Source organism: Clostridium fallax (genome assembly GCF_900129365.1).
Lineage (GTDB): Bacteria > Bacillota > Clostridia > Clostridiales > Clostridiaceae > Clostridium_AH > Clostridium_AH fallax.
The window spans coordinates 64,258-81,725 of record NZ_FQVM01000003.1 but is presented as its reverse complement, the minus strand read 5'-3'; the positions used below and the strand labels follow the sequence as shown (position 1 = coordinate 81,725).

Below are 17,468 nucleotides of genomic sequence, written 5' to 3'. Positions count from 1 at the left end.
TATAACCTAAAACTTTTTTCACCATTATTTAATTATTTTTACTTTTAATGTATCTTAACTTTCTTCAATTATAATAATACTCCCATTTTTATCTTATAACAACGGAATATTTTAAATTTTCTATAAATTATTATTTTAAAACATTAACTTGTTATACATTGCATAAAATCAAATATTTATTATTATAATTTATTGATATATCAATTTTTTAGGAGATACAATGAAATATAAAAATCAACTCCTCAGTAATATATTAATATATATTTTAATTGCTACATTATTTATTCTAATAATAATAAACTTTTATAATATTTTTAAAAACAAAACCTACAAAAATAACAGCGCCAATGTAGTATCATTTGATAAAAATGAAGTTCATTCTATCTTAGAAGTATATTATAATGAAGACTTTATATTCAAATTAAGTAAAATAACTGAAGCCGATATAGTTTATCAATGGTATGATTCTATTGAAGACAGCTTAAAGTATTCCGGTATTTTTTACAATAAAGATATAAATCACCATAACTCAATAAATAGAATTCTAAATATAGATATTTCTGATGTACCTTCTACTAAATTTATAGATTCTATAGAAGATGAAGATATTAATTTTGATAATGATGCTAATAATATTACAATAAACTTTAAAAACAACTTATCATCTAAATTAACTTATAATAATGGCTTCTATTATCACAAAACTGATTCTAAAGAAGATATCGATTATATAGATAATACTCATAATTCTATATCATTTATGAATATAGTTGTAATTAAATTATCTAATAAAAATTATAAATCTCTACCTGAAAACAAAGGTTTCTTAGAAGGGGAAGGTTTTATATTTACAAATGGTAAAGTTAAGAATGTACTGTTTAAGAATAATACTTTAATTTGTGAAAAGACCCTTAAGCAAGTACCTTTAGTAAAAGGTAAAACTTTATGGACATTTATATCTCCAATAAATAAAATAATTTATTCTAAATAATAATACTTTTATATGATTAATTAAGAAGACCCTAATTTCATATAAATAATTTTAAAGAACTTAATAAATATAAAAGGAGTATGGTTAATAAAATTTAACCATCTCCCTTTTTATAATTACTATAACATCTATAAAAAACTCATTTTTATAACTTATTATCTTTTAATTTTTCTATAATTCCCTAGGAAATATAATTATTTTTAATTAGTTCCTATTAAAATATTCATTTATTGAATTTACTACAGCTTCTGCTATTTTGTTTTGATATTCTTCATCTTTTAATTTTTCTTCTTCTTTAGGATTTGATAAAAATCCACATTCTAATATTATACAAGGTTTTTCATATTTATCTCTTAATATTCTATAACTATCTTTAGCAGCTTTAGGCAATCTTTTATTATTATTATCGACTTCATCTTTTAAATGTTTCTGCATTATATTTGCAAATACTTCGCTATCTTTATAATCAGAATACCATACTTGCGCTCCAAAAAATCTAGAATCAGTAAACATATTTTGGTGAATACTTATAAATAAATCACAATTAGTTTCAATTTTTAAGCTGCATCTTTTTTTTAAATCTTCAACCTTTTTTTCCTTTAAAGATTTACCCTTTTCATGTAAAGATATATCTTCTTCTCTAGTCATATAAACTTTATATCCATTTTCTTTTAATCTATCATTTATTTTCTTGCTTATAGATAAATTTATATCTTTTTCTATAGTACCTCTTTTAGAAACAGCTCCACCATCAAATCCACCATGACCAGGATCTATTAATATGATTTTACTATCGTTATTTTCTTCAATTCCATAAACCTTTATAAAGGAACTACTAATTATAAACATAAATAAAAAAATAAACTTTAAGATATTAGTTTTCTTCATAATCTTCCTCCTATATTTCCATATAAGATATTATTCTCTAATAGTAAATTTTTATGTTATTTGATTTTATCCATTAGTGATACTTATTTCATATTATTTTTACTCCTTTAAAAATAATATAGTTCTTTAATATTTAATGTAAATTATACTTTATCCTTAATTATATGAAACTTTCTATGTATTTAATTTATTTTATAAAAGAGGACTATTAATTTGATAATTCAAATTAATAGTCCTCTTTTTATGTTTGTAAATTTTTTCTTATATTAGAAAGCGTGAGGTTTTCCAACAACACTTTCGGCTATGTTAGTTGAATGATCTCCTATTCTTTCGAAGTTACTTAATAAATCCATAAATATAGCACCTGCATATGCACTACATTTATCTTGATTCAATCTCTTAATATGATTTTCTCTATATTCTTTTTGAGCTTCATCAATTTTTTTCTCTACTGAATTTATACTTTGCGCCTCTTCTACATCTCTTTTTTCATAGCTATCTATTGCAATCTCAAGAGCTTTTAATGTGTAGTTATATATATTATTCAATTCTTCCATAGCATCTTCAGTATATTCTACCTTCTTAGCTAATTTTTGGGTAGTTAAATCTGCAATATTTTCTACATGATCACCTATACGTTCTATATCATTTACTATATAAAATGTAGAAGCTACTATACTCTGCTCTTTATCTGATAATTCACATTTAGATAACTTGACTAAATAGTTAGTTATACATTCTTCTAAAGTATTTATTAATTTTTCATTTTCATATACTTTATTTACTATTTTCTCATCATTCTCTTTAAAAGATTTTACTGCTAATTCCAAATTAGATTTAGCTTTATTAGCCATTCTTATAGTCTCTTTTATAACTTGTCCTGCTGCTATTACAGGCGTTTCTAATAATCTATCATCAATATATTTAGGACCCATTTTTTCTATTTCATCTTGTCCTGGTATTAATTTATTTACAAGAGCTATTAAGTATTTTATTAATGGTAACATAATTAAAGTATTAGCTATATTAAATATTGTATGCACGTTAGCTACTTGCCTTTGAACATCTCCAGGACTAATGTCTATAGCAATTCTTGATAATATTGGTATGAACGGAATAAAAATTATTGTACCAAAGGTATTAAATATTAAGTGAATTACTGCTGCTTTATGAGCTGTTTTATTAGTTCCTACACTAGCTATTAACGCTGTTATACATGTACCTATATTACATCCAAATAAAATTGGTACTGCAACATCTAATGTAATTTGACCTGTAGAAGCTAATGCTATAAGTATAGCTGTAGTTGCTGATGAACTTTGAAATACTGCAGTTAAAAGTAACCCTGTTAATATTCCTAAAATCCAATTCCCTTGAACTGCTAATATTAAATTATTAAACTGCGGAGTTTGAGATATAGGCTTCATAGCACCACTCATAACTCCCATTCCCATAAATAATATACCAAATCCAAGAACAATATTTCCTATATCTTTTCTTTTCTTTCCTTTTGCAAATAAAACGATTAGTGTTCCTACTCCAACAAATATAGGTGCTATATCATCTAATTTAAAAGCTACTAATTGAGCAGTAATTGTTGTTCCAATATTTGCTCCCATAATAATTCCAGCAGCTTGAAATAAATTCATAAGACCTGCATTAACAAAGCCTACAACCATTACAGTAGTAGCACTACTACTTTGGATTATAGCTGTTACAATAGCTCCAACTGCTACTGCTGAAAATGGATTTGTTGTGACCTTTTCTAAGATTCCTTTTAGCTTATCACCTGCTGAATTTTCCAATCCATCTCCCATAAGCTTCATTCCATATAAAAATAAACCTAATCCACCAATAAGTTGAATAATTATCTTTGTAGCGTCCAAAGTTATTCTCCTCCATATATTTTCTTTATAATAAAATCATATAATAAAAGTTTACACCACTTTATTATCTTTGTTAATATTCTTTGAGAAAACTTAACCCAAACTTAATATTGCAACCAATATTTGTATCCACTAACTTTTATAATTATCTATCTATTAATTATTTCCTATTAATTTTTACTTAATGTAAAAAAATATTCATTAAATCTAATGAATATTTAATCTAAATTTATAAAAAAGAAAATAAATTTTGCTTTTTGTTTATTTTTATTTTTAAGTATAATTTATTTAAAGATTATAGAAATAGTAATTATATTTATTTTTATAATTTATTTTTAATCTTACATAAAAAATTATTTTACATAAGTAATTTCTAATTTTCTTTTTCCTCTCCTAAGTTAAAATTGGCAGGATCTATATTTATTAAAAGCTTACTTAAAGTATCACTATTATCTATTTTCCAAACTCCATCAACTTTAGTTAAAGAAATATCTCCTGTTCTTTCTGTTAACTTAACATTATCTAAACATTTTGATAGCATATCATCATACATTTTATTTGTTTCTTCATCTGTCATCTTATTTTCTGAAAAAGCTTGAGAAAACACATTTACAAAGGCGTTTGTAATAAATTCTACCATAACAGTAGCTAAATCTGGTCCATTAACTTTAACAGTAACAGTTGCAGAATCTCCATTTATATTTTCTGAATTTATAGTATAAGTTAGTTTCTTCATAGAATTTATTATTTTCTTTGTAGATTCAGCATTTTCTATATCTTCCTTTTCTATTTGCTGTTTATTTTGAGTTTTATCTAAAGTCTCATTTAGCATTATAGAAAAATCACCATTTTCACCTTTCTTTATTTCCTCTAAATAATCTGTTACTGTGTCTGACGGGGTTTTGCCTCCACATCCACATATTCCCAAACTTAATGTTAAAACCATCACAATACAAATTACTTTTTTAAATTGCTTCATTATTATTTCCCCCTAAAATTAATCTTCTATAATAATATTACTATATAATGAAAATTTAAACAAAAAAAGTAATTTCTCATAATTCTATTAATTTTAAAAATAAATCATATAAATATTTATTACATTATTATAAGTTATAACTTAATTAACTACTTAATTCATCTTACTATTTTAAATAAAAAAATTCCACAAACAAAAGTTTGTGGAATTTTCTCTTTCCCAAATATTATCTCTTTGAGAATTGTGGTGATCTTCTTGCTTTTTTAAGACCGTATTTCTTTCTTTCTTTCATTCTTGGATCTCTTGTTAAGAATCCTGCCTTCTTTAATTCAGGCTTTAATGTTTCGTCAGCTTTAACTAAAGCTCTTGTTATTCCGTGTCTTATAGCTCCTGCTTGACCTGATAGTCCACCACCATGTACATTAACTAAAACGTCGAATTTTTCTTTAGTTGCAGTTAAAACTAATGGTTGGTTTACTATTGTTCTTAAAGTTTCTAAACCAAAGTAGTTTTCTATTTCTCTTTTATTGATAACAACTCTTCCTTCACCAGCTACAAGTCTAACTCTTGCTACTGATTGCTTTCTTCTTCCAGTTGCCATATATTGAACTTTTGCCATTTCTATTCCTCCTCCCGAGTCTCAAATTAGTACTTTAACTCAAGTACTTCTGGATTTTGAGCTGCGTTTTTGTGCTCTGCACCTCTATATACATTTAATTTCTTTAGCATTTTTCTTCCTAAAACTCCCTTTGGAAGCATTCTTCTAACTGCTTCTTCGAAAGCAAATTCAGGTTTCTTATCTAAAACAACTCTATATGGAGTTTCCTTTAATCCGCCTGGATATAAGCTATGCTTTCTCATTAATTTTTGGTCTAATTTCTTACCAGTTAAAACAACCTTCTCAGCGTTTATAACGATAACGAAATCTCCACAGTCAACATTTGGAGTAAATGTTGGCTTATTCTTACCTCTTAAGATTGAAGCAACTTGGCTAGCAACTCTTCCTAGTGGCTTACCAGCAGCATCAACAACATACCATTTTCTTTCAACTTCTTGTGGTTTTGCAATGTATGATTTCATCTTTTTCCCTCCCTGAAAATTCTTAACTTAACGTTCATTTCTTAGCATCTATGTCAAGATCCGGGGCTAGTGGATCTTTTACACATTACTCTCGCATACTCACTTATTATAATACACGCTTACGGGCGTGTCAATGTATTTTATGATTTTTTAATAAAAAACTTTTTCTAAGGATAATCCTTCTGCTGATACACACTTTCCAGCTTTTTGTCTATCTTTCGCGTTAATTATATTTTCAATTTCTTTAGGTTCTATTTTATTTGTACCTACATTAATTAATGTACCTACTATTATTCTAACCATATTATATAAAAAACCATCTGCTGTTATATAAATTTTTATATAATCATCTATTATTTCTATATGCAAATCAGTTATAGTCCTAATAGATGTTTTAACAGAACTTCCATTGGTTTTAAAGGCTGTAAAGTCATGTTTTCCTATAAAATATTTACATGCCTCTTTCATTTTATTTATATCTAATTTAACTTTTATATGATGTACATAATGTCTATTTAAAGCAGATGGAACATCTCTGTTTAGTAAAGTATAGCAATATGTTTTACCTTTACTTGAATATCTAGCATGAAAATCTTTATTTACCTCTTCTGAGTTTAATATAACTATATCTCCTGGAAGCTTAGAATTTATAGCTTCTCTGAATTTCTCTGGTGGTATTGAAGAATTAGTATGAAAGTTTGCAACAAATCCTTTTGCATGTACTCCTGAGTCTGTTCTTGAACTTCCTAATAAGTCAATTTCTTCACCAGTAACTTTATATATAGCTTCTTCTATTTTTTCTTGAATTGTAATCTGATTCTTTTGCCTTTGCCATCCATGATAATTTTTCCCATCATATTCTATTAATAGCTTTATATTTTTCATAAAGTTATACTACCTCATTCCAAATCTAATGTAAAAACTTATCACTAGTAATATAAAAATACTAAAATATGCCCCAAAATCTATTCCTTTATATTTTAATTTTTTCATTCTAGTTCTTCCTTCTCCCCCTCTATAGCATCTAGCTTCCATTGCCATAGCTAATTCATCAGCTCTTCTAAAAGAACTAATAAATAGGGGAACTAAAAGTGGTATTAAACTTTTAGCTTTTTCAATTATATTTCCACTCTCAAAATCAGCACCTCTTGCTTTTTGAGCCTTCATTATTTTATCAGTTTCATCTATTAATGTTGGGATGAATCTTAATGCTATTGTCATCATCATAGCTAATTCGTGAGCCGGTACACCTATCCTTTTAAAAGGATTTAATAGATTCTCTATACCATCAGTTAATTCTATTGGTGATGTTGTTAGTGTTAAAAGTGAAGTTCCTAATATTAAAAATATTAATCTAAGAGTCATAAATCCAGCTACACTAATACCCTCTTTATATATTTTAATAAACTTCCAATGAAATAATAATGTATCAGCTGTTCCCTTTATCATAAACAAATTAAGTGCTGCTGTTATAATTATAAGAACAAATACAGGCTTTAATCCTTTATACAAAAATCTTGGGTGGATTTTTGCTAAATACACAGACATTCCTAAAAAAAGAACAATAAATATATAACCTACAAACTTATTAATAACAAATAAAGATACTATAAATAATATTGATATTAATATTTTTGTTCTTGGATCTAGTCTATGAATTAAAGAATCTCCTGGTATATATTGTCCAATGGTAATATCTTTAATCATTTTGTTGTTCTTCCTTCCTAAATATTGTCTTTAAAAACTTTTAATAAAGCTTTTCTAGCTTGCTCTACAGTAAAAACTTCCTGTGATATTTGGAATCCTTTTTCTCTTAAGGCTCTTATTAAATATGTTACTTGTGGAACTGCCAATCCTACTTTTTCAAGAGTCTCAACCTCTTTAAAAACATTAGCTGGCGTTCCATCTAAAATTACTTTGCCTTTATTCATAACTATTACTCTATTCGCTATTTTTGCTACATCTTCCATACTATGACTTACTAATATAATAGTCATACCATACTCATCATGAAGTTTTTTTATTTGTCCTAATATCTCATCTCTACCCTTAGGATCAAGCCCTGCTGTTGGTTCATCTAATATTAAAACCTTAGGTTCCATAGCTACTACTCCTGCAATAGCTACTCTTCTTTTTTGACCACCACTTATTTCAAATGGAGATTTATCTTTATATTCTTCATATTCAAGTCCAACCATTTTCATAGATTTTTTTACTCTACTTTTAATTTCCTCATCACTTAATCCTAGATTTTTAGGTCCAAACTCTATATCCTTCTCTATGGTCTCCTCAAATAATTGGTATTCTGGATATTGAAAAACTAATCCTACCTTTTTTCTAACATCGGAAAGATTAACTTTTTTACTTGTTATATCTACTTCATCTACAACTATACTTCCTGATGAAGGTTTTAAAAGACCATTTAAATGCTGAATTAATGTAGACTTTCCTGAACCTGTATGTCCTATTAAAGCTACAAATTCTCCATCTGATATCTCTAATGATACATCATCAAGAGCAACCTTTTCAAAAGGTGATTTTGGCATATATATGTGTGTTAAATTGTTTATCTTAATTGACATAATGCATTCACCATCTCATCTATATTTAAAATTTCAGTGCTTATATTAATACCTGATTTTTTTAACTCATAAGCTAATTCAGTTACCTGTGGAACATCAAGACCTATTTTTTTCATTGTTTCAACTTGTGAAAAAACTTTTTTAGGTGTTCCTTGTAAAAGTAATTTTCCTTCATCTATAACAACTATTCTATCTCCCTCTGCAGCTTCATCCATATAATGAGTTATTAATATTATTGTTATACCATAATTTTTATTTATATCTTTTATAGTATTCATTACTTCTTTTCTTCCTGATGGATCAAGCATAGCAGTAGGTTCATCTAAAACTATACATTGAGGTCTCATTGCTAATACCCCAGCTATTGCTATTCTTTGTTTTTGTCCCCCTGATAAAAGATGTGGTGCATGCTTTCTATATTCATACATTCCAACCTTTTTTAAACTTTCATCAACTCTTTGTCTTATTTCATCTGGAGCTACTCCTAAATTTTCTGGTCCAAAGGCTACATCTTCCTCTACAATAGTCGCAACTAATTGATTATCTGGATTTTGAAATACCATACCAGCTCTTCTTCTTATTTCCCATAAATTTTTTTCATCTTCTGTATCTAATCCATCAACATAAACTTTTCCACCTGAAGGTAATAATAATGCATTTATGTGTTTAGCTAAGGTAGATTTTCCAGAACCATTATGACCTAATACTACTAAAAATTCTCCCTTTTTAACCTCTAAATCTATGCCATTTATTGCAAACTTTTCTTCACCTTCTGCATTTATATACTTATGTACTAATTCATTACATTTGACCATATCTTTATTCATAGGTATTCCTCCATTGATAATTTATCACATTGTAAAAAATACTTCTTATGTAATTATGTAAATAACCTTTACAATATGTTAAATTATACACATTTTTTATTATACCTCACTATTTTTTTATTTACTATATTTACATTAAAAAATATAGTAAAATGGGGACTAAGTAATACTTAATCCCCGCTGTATTATACTAATTCAAGTATAACTGTTTCTGCTCCGTCTCCTCTTCTTGGACCTACTTTGATCATTCTAGTGTATCCACCGTTTCTCTCAGTATATTTTGGAGCTATGTTCTCAAATAAATTTTTAACAACTTCTTCTTCTGTTACGTAAGCTAAAACTTGTCTTCTTGCATGTAAGTCGCCTCTCTTAGCTAGAGTGATCATTTTTTCTGCAATGCTTCTTGTTTCCTTAGCTCTTGTATCAGTTGTTTCTATCTTACCATGCTTTAATAAACTTGTAACAAGGTTTCTTAGCATAGCTCTTCTTTGGTCTGTTGGACGACCTAACTTACGATATCCTGCCATGGCTTTACCTCCTTAACTACTCATCGTTTAGTCTTAAACTTAAGTTCAAATCCTTTAATTTCTTTTCTACTTCTTCTAGAGATTTCTTACCAAGGTTTCTAACCTTCATCATATCATCCATAGATCTTTGTGCAAGTTCTTGAACTGTATTAATTCCGGCTCTCTTTAAGCAGTTATATGATCTAACTGATAAATCTAATTCTTCGATAGTCATCTCTAATGCTTTTTCTTTTTTGTCTTCTTCTTTCTCAACCATTATTTCAACGTCATTAGCGTTATCTGTTAATGTTAAGAATAATTTAAAGTGTTCTATAAGGATTTTAGCTGATAAGCTTATAGCCTCTTCAATCTTTATTGTTCCATTAGTCCACACTTCTAAAGTCAATTTATCGTAGTCAGTTATTTGGCCTACTCTTGTATTTTCTACAGTAAAGTTAACTCTTTTAACTGGAGTGTAAATTGAATCTACAGCGATAGCTGATATTGGAAGATTTTCACTCTTATTTTTATTTTGAGTAACATATCCTCTTCCTCTGTTAACAGTTATCTCCATATATAGTCTACCATTATCATCTAATGTAGCTATGTGTAAATCCTTATTTACAACTTCAACATCACCATCTGTTTTTATATCAGCTCCAGTAACAACTCCTGGACCTTTAGCATCTATATATATAGTCTTTGGACCTTCGCCATTCATCTTAAGAGCTAAAGACTTTATATTTAGAACTAATTCAGTGACATCTTCCTTTACTCCTGTTACAGTTGAAAACTCATGTAAAACACCATCAATCTTAATTGATGTAGCCGCAACTCCTGGTAAAGAAGATAATAATATTCTTCTTAATGCATTTCCAAGAGTTATTCCGTATCCTCTTTCAAGCGGTTCTACAACAAATTTGCCGTAAGTACCATCTTCATTAGATTCTACACATTCTATTACTGGCTTTTCGATTTCTAACATACATAAACCCTCCTTATTTTTATAATGGCAACTTATTTTGAGGGCAACTGATCCTATATTTGTAAAGGAAAAATATTATTTTCCTTTTACAAATATCACCTATTACTTGCTGTATAACTCAACGATAAGAGTTTCGTTAACTGGAACGTCAATGTCCTCTCTAGCTGGCTCAGCTACAACCTTACCTTCAAAGTTTTCTGGGTTAGTAGTTAACCATTTTGGTAATGGTTTTGGGTTTTCAGCAAAAGTTTTGAACTTTTCAGTTCCTCTGCTCTTTTCACATACAGTTATAACATCATTAATTGATACTTTGTATGATGGAATATCAACCTTCTTACCATTAACTAAGAAGTGTCCATGTGTTACTAATTGTCTTGCTTCTGTTCTTGAAGCACCGTAACCTACTCTGTAAATTACGTTATCTAATCTCATTTCTAGTAATTTTAATAAGTTTTCACCGGCAATTCCTCTCATTTTTTCAGCCTTTTCATAGTAATTTCTGAATTGGCCTTCAAGAACTCCGTATATTCTCTTCGCTTTTTGTTTTTCTCTTAATTGAACTCCGTAGTTAGAAAGTTTCTTTTTGCTTGCTCCATGTTGTCCTGGTGCATAACTTCTTCTAACAAACGCACATTTATCTGTAAAGCATCTATCCCCTTTAAGGAATAATTTCATACCTTCTCTTCTGCATAATCTGCATGTTGCTCCAGTATATCTTGCCATTCATTACACCTCCTGTAACTATACTCTTCTTCTTTTTGGTGGTCTACATCCGTTATGTGGGATTGGAGTAACGTCTTTTATTAAAGTAACCTCTAATCCAGCTGCTTGTAAAGATCTTATAGCTGCTTCTCTACCTGCTCCTGGTCCCTTAACATATACTTCAACACTCTTTAATCCGTGTTCCATTGCTACTTTTGCTGCAGTTTCTGCTGCCATTTGAGCTGCAAATGGAGTGCTCTTTCTTGATCCTCTAAATCCTAGAGCACCTGCACTTGACCATGATAATGCATTACCTGTAACATCAGTTAATGTAACTATTGAGTTATTGAAAGTTGACTTGATGTGTGCAGCACCATGCTCAATATTTTTTCTTTCTTTTCTTCTTCTAGTCTTCTTAACTTTTTGAGCTGCCATTGTCTTCCCTCCTCACTATTTCTTCTTATTAGCTATAGTCTTCTTAGGACCTTTTCTAGTTCTAGCATTAGTCTTAGTTTTTTGTCCTCTTACTGGAAGACCTCTTCTATGTCTAATTCCTCTGTAGCATCCGATTTCTATTAATCTTTTGATGTTAAGAGCAGTATCTCTTCTTAAATCACCTTCAACAACTATGTTCTTGTTGATGTAATCTCTTATTGCGTTAACTTCTTCTTCACTTAAATCTTTAACTCTTACATCAGGATTTACACCTGTAGCTGAAAGAATTTCTTTTGAAGTTGAAAGTCCAATTCCAAATATATAAGTTAGACCTATTTCAACTCTTTTTTCTCTTGGTAGGTCAATACCTGCTATTCTTGCCATTAAATGTTACACCTCCTGGTATTTGAAATGTATATTTTCTATAGTTATATCTTCTTTATAGTAAGAAGTTTATATTAAAATCTTAGGCCTAAAGAGTTATCTCTCCTCAGTCAGCCGCTCCTAAAATTTATTTTCGTTAATGAAATGCCTATATAATAATATTTGACTTTTACAAAAAAGTCAATAAATTTTAGGTTCCAATAATTCTAATTATTTCAGCCTATTAACCTTGCTTTTGCTTGTGCTTTGGATTTTCACAGATTACCATTACTCTTCCTTTTCTTTTTATAACTTTGCACTTTTCGCAAATAGGCTTAACTGATGGTCTTACTTTCATCGCTAACCCTCCTTGTTATCCTTAGAGAAACGAATATCCGTTTCTTATTTTGCTCTCCATGTTATTCTACCTCTTGTTAAGTCATATGGAGAAAGCTCCACTGTTACTTTATCTCCTGGTAGAATTCTTATGAAGTTCATTCTTAATTTTCCTGAAATATGTGCCATTATTACATGACCACTTTCAAGTTCAACTTGGAACATTGCATTTGGTAGTGCTTCTAGCACTGTACCTTGCATTTCTATTACATCATCTTTAGACATAAGGTAATCAAACCTCCTTGCCAATACCTTTAAATTTTAAAAATCTTTTTATTTTAAAATCAACATTTTTATCCTTTAAAAGAATTGCATTTTTCAATTCTTGATCTATTACATCAGTGATAACTAAATGCTTTAGTTTTTTCTTTTTAGGCATTTGAACTTTCTTAGAATTTCCATTAGCTAATAAAGCATATCTATCATCTAATAAATCTATAACTACATATAAATCATTAGTATCTCTACCAGCTTTAGAAATCACCATTCTGCCAATTAAGTCTTCTTTTTGCAAAGTTTTCACCTCAATGATTACCTTAATCATAAATTTACATAGGCTAAGGCCTTTGTAATTTATAACTAAGCAACACTAACTTATTTGATAAGTGTTAAAATTTCAGGGCCATCCGGTAAAATTGCAACAGTATTTTCATAATGAGCTGAAAGCTTACTGTCTTCAGTAATAACAGTCCATTTATCTCCTAAAGTTTTAACACGAAATGTGCCAGCATTAACCATTGGTTCAATAGCTAAAACCATACCTTCTTGAAGTTTTGGACCTCTACCTGGTTTACCGAAATTAGGAACTTCAGGATCTTCATGAAGACTCCTTCCTATTCCATGACCAACATAATCTCTAACAACAGAAAACCCTGCTGCTTCAACATATTGTTGAATTTCATGAGAAATATCTGTTAATCTGTTACCTACTTCCGCTTTTTTAATACCTTTAAAAAAACATTCTTTAGTAACTTCTACAAGTTTTTTAGCTTCTTCAGACACTGTTCCTACGCAAAATGTTCTAGCAGCATCACCATGAAATCCATCTATCAATGCTCCGCAATCAACACTTACAATGTCTCCCTCGTTAAGCTTACGCTTACTAGGTATTCCATGAACAACCTGCTCATTAACAGATATACATAATGAAGCTGGGAATCCATATAAGCCTTTAAATGAAGGTATGGCCCCATGCTTAGTTATAAATTGTTCTGCTATTTTATCTAATTCTGCTGTAGTTACACCAGGTCTTATGTTTTCTTCTATTAAAAGTAATGTTTCTCCAACAATTCTTCCAGCCTTTCTCATTAGATCGACTTCAGAATTCTTTTTAAGAAAAATCATTAATTTTTACTCCCTAATAACTTGCAGATACTTTCAAAGACCTCGTTGATAGCTTGAGTTCCATCTACTATAGATAGTAACTCTTTCTTCTTATAGAAATCAATCAATGGTTGTGTTTGTTTCTCGTAAACTTCTAGTCTTTCTTTTACAGTAACTTCTGTATCATCTTTTCTTTGAATCACATCACTACCACATAGATCACATTTTCCATCTACTTGAGGTGGATTAAATTTGATATGGTAGCTAGCTCCACAAGAAGGACAAACTCTTCTTCCAGTCATTCTTTCTAAGATAAAATCTTTTGGAACTTCTATAAGAAGTGCTGTGTCAAGATTCTCATTTCTTTCTGTTAGGAAAGACTGTAAAGCCTCTGCTTGATGCACAGTTCTAGGAAAACCATCTAATAGATATCCGTTCTTGCAATCTTCCTGCTGAAGTCTATCCTTAACCATGTTAATAGTAACTTCATCTGGAACTAACTGACCGTTATCAATATACTTTTTAGCCTCAATACCTAAAGGAGTATTTTCAGAAATATTCTTTCTGAAAATATCACCAGTTGATATATGTGGAATGGAGTATCTATTACTAATTGATTTTGCCTGTGTTCCTTTTCCTGCACCAGGAGGACCTAATAATACTATTTTCACGGGCATCATCTCCATTGTTTAGTCTTATTTAAGAAATCCTTGATAATGTCGCATTACTAATTGAGATTCTAATTGTCTCATAACTTCTAGTGATACACTAACAAGTATTAATAATGATGTTCCACCAAAGGATATATCTTTAAACTTAGTATAATTAGCTATCATCAATGGAGTTACTGCTATGATTGCTGCAAATAATCCTCCAAATACTGATAATCTATCTAAAACTCGTTCTAAATACTTTGCTGTTGGTTGGCCCGGTCTTATTCCTGGAATAAAACCTGCTGATTTATGCATATTCTCTGCCATTTCATCTGGTTTAAATGTTATTTGTGTATAAAACCATGTAAAGAAAATTGTCAATAAGGCATATACTACCATATAAACCCAACTATTATGGTTAAAAGGACTATATGGATTTTGAAGCATAGCCTGTGCCCAAGATTTATTCTTGAAGAACTGGGCTATTACCTCTGGAAATTGCATTACTGACATAGCAAAGATTATTGCTATAACAGTTGATCCAATTATGCTTAGAGGAATATGAGTTGATTGCCCTCTATAAACTTTACTTCCTACTGCTTTACCTGCATATTGTACAGTTATTCTTCTTTCTGCTAAAGAAAGGAATATTACAATTACTAATAATGCTAGAGCAAATACTATGAATAGGAATATATCAACAATGTTAATTTCTTCAGCTTTCTTTAAGCCCATTATTGAGTAGAATGTCATTGGTATTCTTGAAACTATATTAACAAAAATTAATAATGATATTCCGTTACCAATTCCTTTAACTGTTATCTGATCACCTAACCACATACAGAAAGTTGAACCAACAACTAATGTGATTAAAATTAAGAATGTCATTCCAAAAGATACATCCTTTATAGCACCTTGGTTATATATAATAATATAAGTACCATAAGCTGTAATAAATCCTAATGCAATAGAAGCATACCTTGTAATCTTTTGTATTTTCTTTCTTCCTTCTTCTCCTTCTTTAGAAAGCTGTTCTAACGAAGGTATAGATATAGTTAAAAGCTGCATTATAATGGATGCATTAATATAAGGCACTACACCTAATGCGAATATACTAAATCTACTAAAGGCTCCTCCAGAAATTAAGTCGTAAAATCCGACTAAACCAACTTGTTGAGTTATTTCTTTCAAATATCCAGTATTAATTCCAGGAACAGGAATATGACTTCCCATCCTGAAAATTGCAACTAGGAAAAACGTCCATAATATTTTCTTCCTTAGATCCGGAACCTTCCAGGCATTACGTAGGGTTGATAGCATTATTAGATCACCTCAACTTTTCCTCCAGCTGCTTCTATTTTTTCTATTGCAGTCTTTGAGAACTTGCATCCTCTAACTGTTAAGTTCTTTTCTATGTTACCATTTCCAAGAATCTTAACTCCATCCATTAGCTTACTTACTACTCTTCTTTCAAGTAATAATTCTGGAGTAACTTCTGTTCCGTTTTCAAATATGTTTAATCTGTCTACGTTTATTGTTACGAAGTTCTTAGTGAATGGATTAGTGAATCCTCTTTTAGGAAGTCTTCTGAATAAAGGCATTTGACCGCCTTCGAATCCTGGTCTTACTCCGCCACCTGATCTAGCGTTTTGACCTTTTTCTCCTTTACCAGCGTTTCTTCCTAAACCTGAACCTGTACCTCTACCAACTCTCTTTGGAGCCTTCTTGCTACCTGCTGCTGGTTTTAACTCATGAAGTTTCATTCCCTTACACCTCCTCGTTATTAAATTTCTTCTACTTTTAATAAGTAGTCTATTTTATTTATCATACCTCTAACTTGAGGAGTATCGTTTTGCTCTACTGTTTTACCGATCTTTCTTAGTCCAAGGGCATTAGCAGTAGCGATATGGTCTTTCTTTCTGCCGATTAAGCTTTTTACTAAAGTTACTTTTAACTTTGCCATCGCTTATCCCTCCTAACCTAGAATCTCTTCAACTGATTTGCCTCTTAATCTAGCTATATCTTCTGCTGTTCTTAAGCTAGCTAATCCGTTGATTGTTGCATTAACCATGTTTCTTGGATTATTTGAACCTAGAGACTTAGCTCTAACGTCTTTAATACCTGCTAATTCAAGTACTGATCTAGCTGGACCTCCAGCTATAACTCCTGTACCTTCTGTTGCTGGCATTATAAGAACTCTTCCTCTACCAAATATACCTTCTACTTGGTGAGGAACTGTTGTTCCAACAGTTGAAACTTCAATTAAGTTCTTTTTAGCGTCTTCAATTCCTTTTCTGATTGCTTCTGGAACTTCGATAGACTTACCGATTCCTACTCCAACGTGTCCGTTCTCATCTCCAACAACTACTAGAGCACTGAATCTGAAGTTTCTACCACCCTTAACAACCTTAGTTACTCTGTTTATATAAACAACCTTTTCTTTAAGGTCTAGTGTGCTAGGATCGATTCTCATTTATTTCCCTCCTTATTAGAATTTAAGGCCTGCTTCTCTTGCACCCTCAGCTAATTCTTGAACTCTTCCGTGATATACGTATCCACCTCTGTCGAATACTACTTCGCTTATTCCTTTATCTAAAGCTCTTTTAGCAACTAGTTCTCCAACTAATCTTGCAGCTTCCTTGTTGCTACCAACCTTATTGCTGAAATCTTTATCTAAGCTTGAAGCAGCTACTAAAGTAACAGCATTAATGTCATCTATTATTTGAGCGTATATATTCTTTTCACTTCTGTACACTGAAAGTCTTGGTCTCTCAGTAGTACCGAATATTTTCTTACGAACTCTAAGGTGACGTCTTTGTCTTGACTCTTTTTTGTCTACCTTCTTGAACATAAGTTTTCACTCCTTTCTGAA

General features: G+C 30.1%; 25 protein-coding genes. 1 reads left to right on the top strand and 24 read right to left on the bottom strand.

Annotated features, from left to right (window positions below; genetic code table 11):
• Positions 1–220 precede the first annotated feature (220 nt).
• Positions 221–991 (top strand): DUF3048 C-terminal domain-containing protein, encoded by a 771-nt coding sequence (locus BUA70_RS02630; RefSeq protein WP_072892732.1) that lies wholly within the window; start codon positions 221–223, stop codon positions 989–991.
• Positions 992–1,195: 204 nt separating this feature from the next.
• Here BUA70_RS02630 and cwlD read toward each other — a convergent pair whose 3' ends face one another.
• From cwlD to rplR, 24 genes are all read right to left on the bottom strand, one after another.
• Positions 1,196–1,879, bottom strand: a complete 684-nt coding sequence (cwlD, locus tag BUA70_RS02625) for an N-acetylmuramoyl-L-alanine amidase CwlD (RefSeq protein ID WP_072892730.1) — start codon at positions 1,877–1,879, stop codon at positions 1,196–1,198.
• Positions 1,880–2,145: 266 nt separating this feature from the next.
• Entirely contained in the window at positions 2,146–3,765 is a 1,620-nt protein-coding gene (locus tag BUA70_RS02620; RefSeq protein WP_072892729.1) for a Na/Pi cotransporter family protein, read from the bottom strand.
• A gap of 373 nt (positions 3,766–4,138) precedes the next feature.
• Positions 4,139–4,744, bottom strand: coding sequence for a DUF4878 domain-containing protein (locus tag BUA70_RS02615; RefSeq protein WP_072892728.1), 606 nt, complete (start codon positions 4,742–4,744; stop codon positions 4,139–4,141).
• Between the two features lie 226 nt (positions 4,745–4,970).
• Positions 4,971–5,363 (bottom strand): 30S ribosomal protein S9, encoded by a 393-nt coding sequence (rpsI, locus tag BUA70_RS02610; RefSeq protein ID WP_072892727.1) that lies wholly within the window; start codon positions 5,361–5,363, stop codon positions 4,971–4,973.
• A gap of 26 nt (positions 5,364–5,389) precedes the next feature.
• Complete coding sequence (gene rplM / locus BUA70_RS02605) at positions 5,390–5,824, bottom strand: 50S ribosomal protein L13 (RefSeq protein ID WP_072892726.1); 435 nt, start codon at positions 5,822–5,824, stop codon at positions 5,390–5,392.
• A 150-nt stretch (positions 5,825–5,974) separates the two neighbouring features.
• Positions 5,975–6,709, bottom strand: a complete 735-nt coding sequence (gene truA / locus BUA70_RS02600) for a tRNA pseudouridine(38-40) synthase TruA (RefSeq protein WP_072892725.1) — start codon at positions 6,707–6,709, stop codon at positions 5,975–5,977.
• Between the two features lie 9 nt (positions 6,710–6,718).
• Positions 6,719–7,531: an energy-coupling factor transporter transmembrane component T family protein gene (locus BUA70_RS02595; RefSeq protein ID WP_072892724.1), complete on the bottom strand. Its 813-nt coding sequence runs from the start codon at positions 7,529–7,531 to the stop codon at positions 6,719–6,721.
• Positions 7,532–7,548: 17 nt separating this feature from the next.
• Positions 7,549–8,406, bottom strand: a complete 858-nt coding sequence (locus BUA70_RS02590; protein WP_072892723.1) for an energy-coupling factor transporter ATPase — start codon at positions 8,404–8,406, stop codon at positions 7,549–7,551.
• Positions 8,391–9,233, bottom strand: coding sequence for an energy-coupling factor transporter ATPase (locus BUA70_RS02585; RefSeq protein WP_072892721.1), 843 nt, complete (start codon positions 9,231–9,233; stop codon positions 8,391–8,393). Before BUA70_RS02585 ends, BUA70_RS02590 begins: the two co-directional genes overlap by 16 nt.
• A 185-nt stretch (positions 9,234–9,418) precedes the next feature.
• A complete protein-coding gene (gene rplQ / locus BUA70_RS02580) occupies positions 9,419–9,760 on the bottom strand; it encodes a 50S ribosomal protein L17 (protein WP_072892720.1) in 342 nt (113 codons plus the stop codon).
• A gap of 16 nt (positions 9,761–9,776) precedes the next feature.
• Positions 9,777–10,724, bottom strand: a complete 948-nt coding sequence (locus tag BUA70_RS02575) for a DNA-directed RNA polymerase subunit alpha (protein WP_072892719.1) — start codon at positions 10,722–10,724, stop codon at positions 9,777–9,779.
• 102 nt (positions 10,725–10,826) lie between these two features.
• Positions 10,827–11,447 (bottom strand): 30S ribosomal protein S4, encoded by a 621-nt coding sequence (gene rpsD / locus BUA70_RS02570; protein WP_072892718.1) that lies wholly within the window; start codon positions 11,445–11,447, stop codon positions 10,827–10,829.
• Positions 11,448–11,465: 18 nt separating this feature from the next.
• The gene (gene rpsK / locus BUA70_RS02565) at positions 11,466–11,861 is read right to left on the bottom strand and encodes a 30S ribosomal protein S11 (protein ID WP_072892717.1); all 396 of its coding nucleotides are present in this window, start codon (positions 11,859–11,861) and stop codon (positions 11,466–11,468) included.
• Between the two features lie 15 nt (positions 11,862–11,876).
• Positions 11,877–12,245, bottom strand: coding sequence for a 30S ribosomal protein S13 (gene rpsM, locus BUA70_RS02560; RefSeq protein WP_072892716.1), 369 nt, complete (start codon positions 12,243–12,245; stop codon positions 11,877–11,879).
• A 223-nt stretch (positions 12,246–12,468) separates the two neighbouring features.
• On the bottom strand, positions 12,469–12,582 hold the full coding sequence (rpmJ, locus tag BUA70_RS02555) for a 50S ribosomal protein L36 (protein WP_003373491.1): 114 nt from the start codon (positions 12,580–12,582) through the stop codon (positions 12,469–12,471).
• 44 nt (positions 12,583–12,626) lie between these two features.
• Entirely contained in the window at positions 12,627–12,845 is a 219-nt protein-coding gene (gene infA / locus BUA70_RS02550; protein WP_072892714.1) for a translation initiation factor IF-1, read from the bottom strand.
• Between the two features lie 7 nt (positions 12,846–12,852).
• Positions 12,853–13,164, bottom strand: coding sequence for an RNA-binding protein (locus BUA70_RS02545; RefSeq protein ID WP_083573434.1), 312 nt, complete (start codon positions 13,162–13,164; stop codon positions 12,853–12,855).
• Positions 13,165–13,214: 50 nt separating this feature from the next.
• Positions 13,215–13,964 carry a type I methionyl aminopeptidase gene (gene map, locus BUA70_RS02540; protein WP_072892710.1) on the bottom strand — a complete coding sequence of 250 codons (750 nt, stop codon included), beginning with the start codon at positions 13,962–13,964 and terminating at the stop codon, positions 13,215–13,217.
• Entirely contained in the window at positions 13,964–14,614 is a 651-nt protein-coding gene (locus BUA70_RS02535) for an adenylate kinase (protein WP_072892708.1), read from the bottom strand. The genes map and BUA70_RS02535 overlap by 1 nt, the downstream gene beginning before the upstream one ends.
• Positions 14,615–14,638: 24 nt before the next feature.
• Positions 14,639–15,916 (bottom strand): preprotein translocase subunit SecY, encoded by a 1,278-nt coding sequence (secY, locus tag BUA70_RS02530; protein WP_072892706.1) that lies wholly within the window; start codon positions 15,914–15,916, stop codon positions 14,639–14,641.
• A 2-nt stretch (positions 15,917–15,918) separates the two neighbouring features.
• Positions 15,919–16,359 carry a 50S ribosomal protein L15 gene (rplO, locus tag BUA70_RS02525; RefSeq protein ID WP_072892687.1) on the bottom strand — a complete coding sequence of 147 codons (441 nt, stop codon included), beginning with the start codon at positions 16,357–16,359 and terminating at the stop codon, positions 15,919–15,921.
• A 20-nt stretch (positions 16,360–16,379) separates the two neighbouring features.
• Positions 16,380–16,559: a 50S ribosomal protein L30 gene (rpmD, locus tag BUA70_RS02520; RefSeq protein ID WP_072892685.1), complete on the bottom strand. Its 180-nt coding sequence runs from the start codon at positions 16,557–16,559 to the stop codon at positions 16,380–16,382.
• A gap of 12 nt (positions 16,560–16,571) precedes the next feature.
• On the bottom strand, positions 16,572–17,069 hold the full coding sequence (gene rpsE / locus BUA70_RS02515; protein WP_072892682.1) for a 30S ribosomal protein S5: 498 nt from the start codon (positions 17,067–17,069) through the stop codon (positions 16,572–16,574).
• A 15-nt stretch (positions 17,070–17,084) separates the two neighbouring features.
• The gene (rplR, locus tag BUA70_RS02510; RefSeq protein ID WP_072892680.1) at positions 17,085–17,447 is read right to left on the bottom strand and encodes a 50S ribosomal protein L18; all 363 of its coding nucleotides are present in this window, start codon (positions 17,445–17,447) and stop codon (positions 17,085–17,087) included.
• Positions 17,448–17,468: the final 21 nt, after the last annotated feature.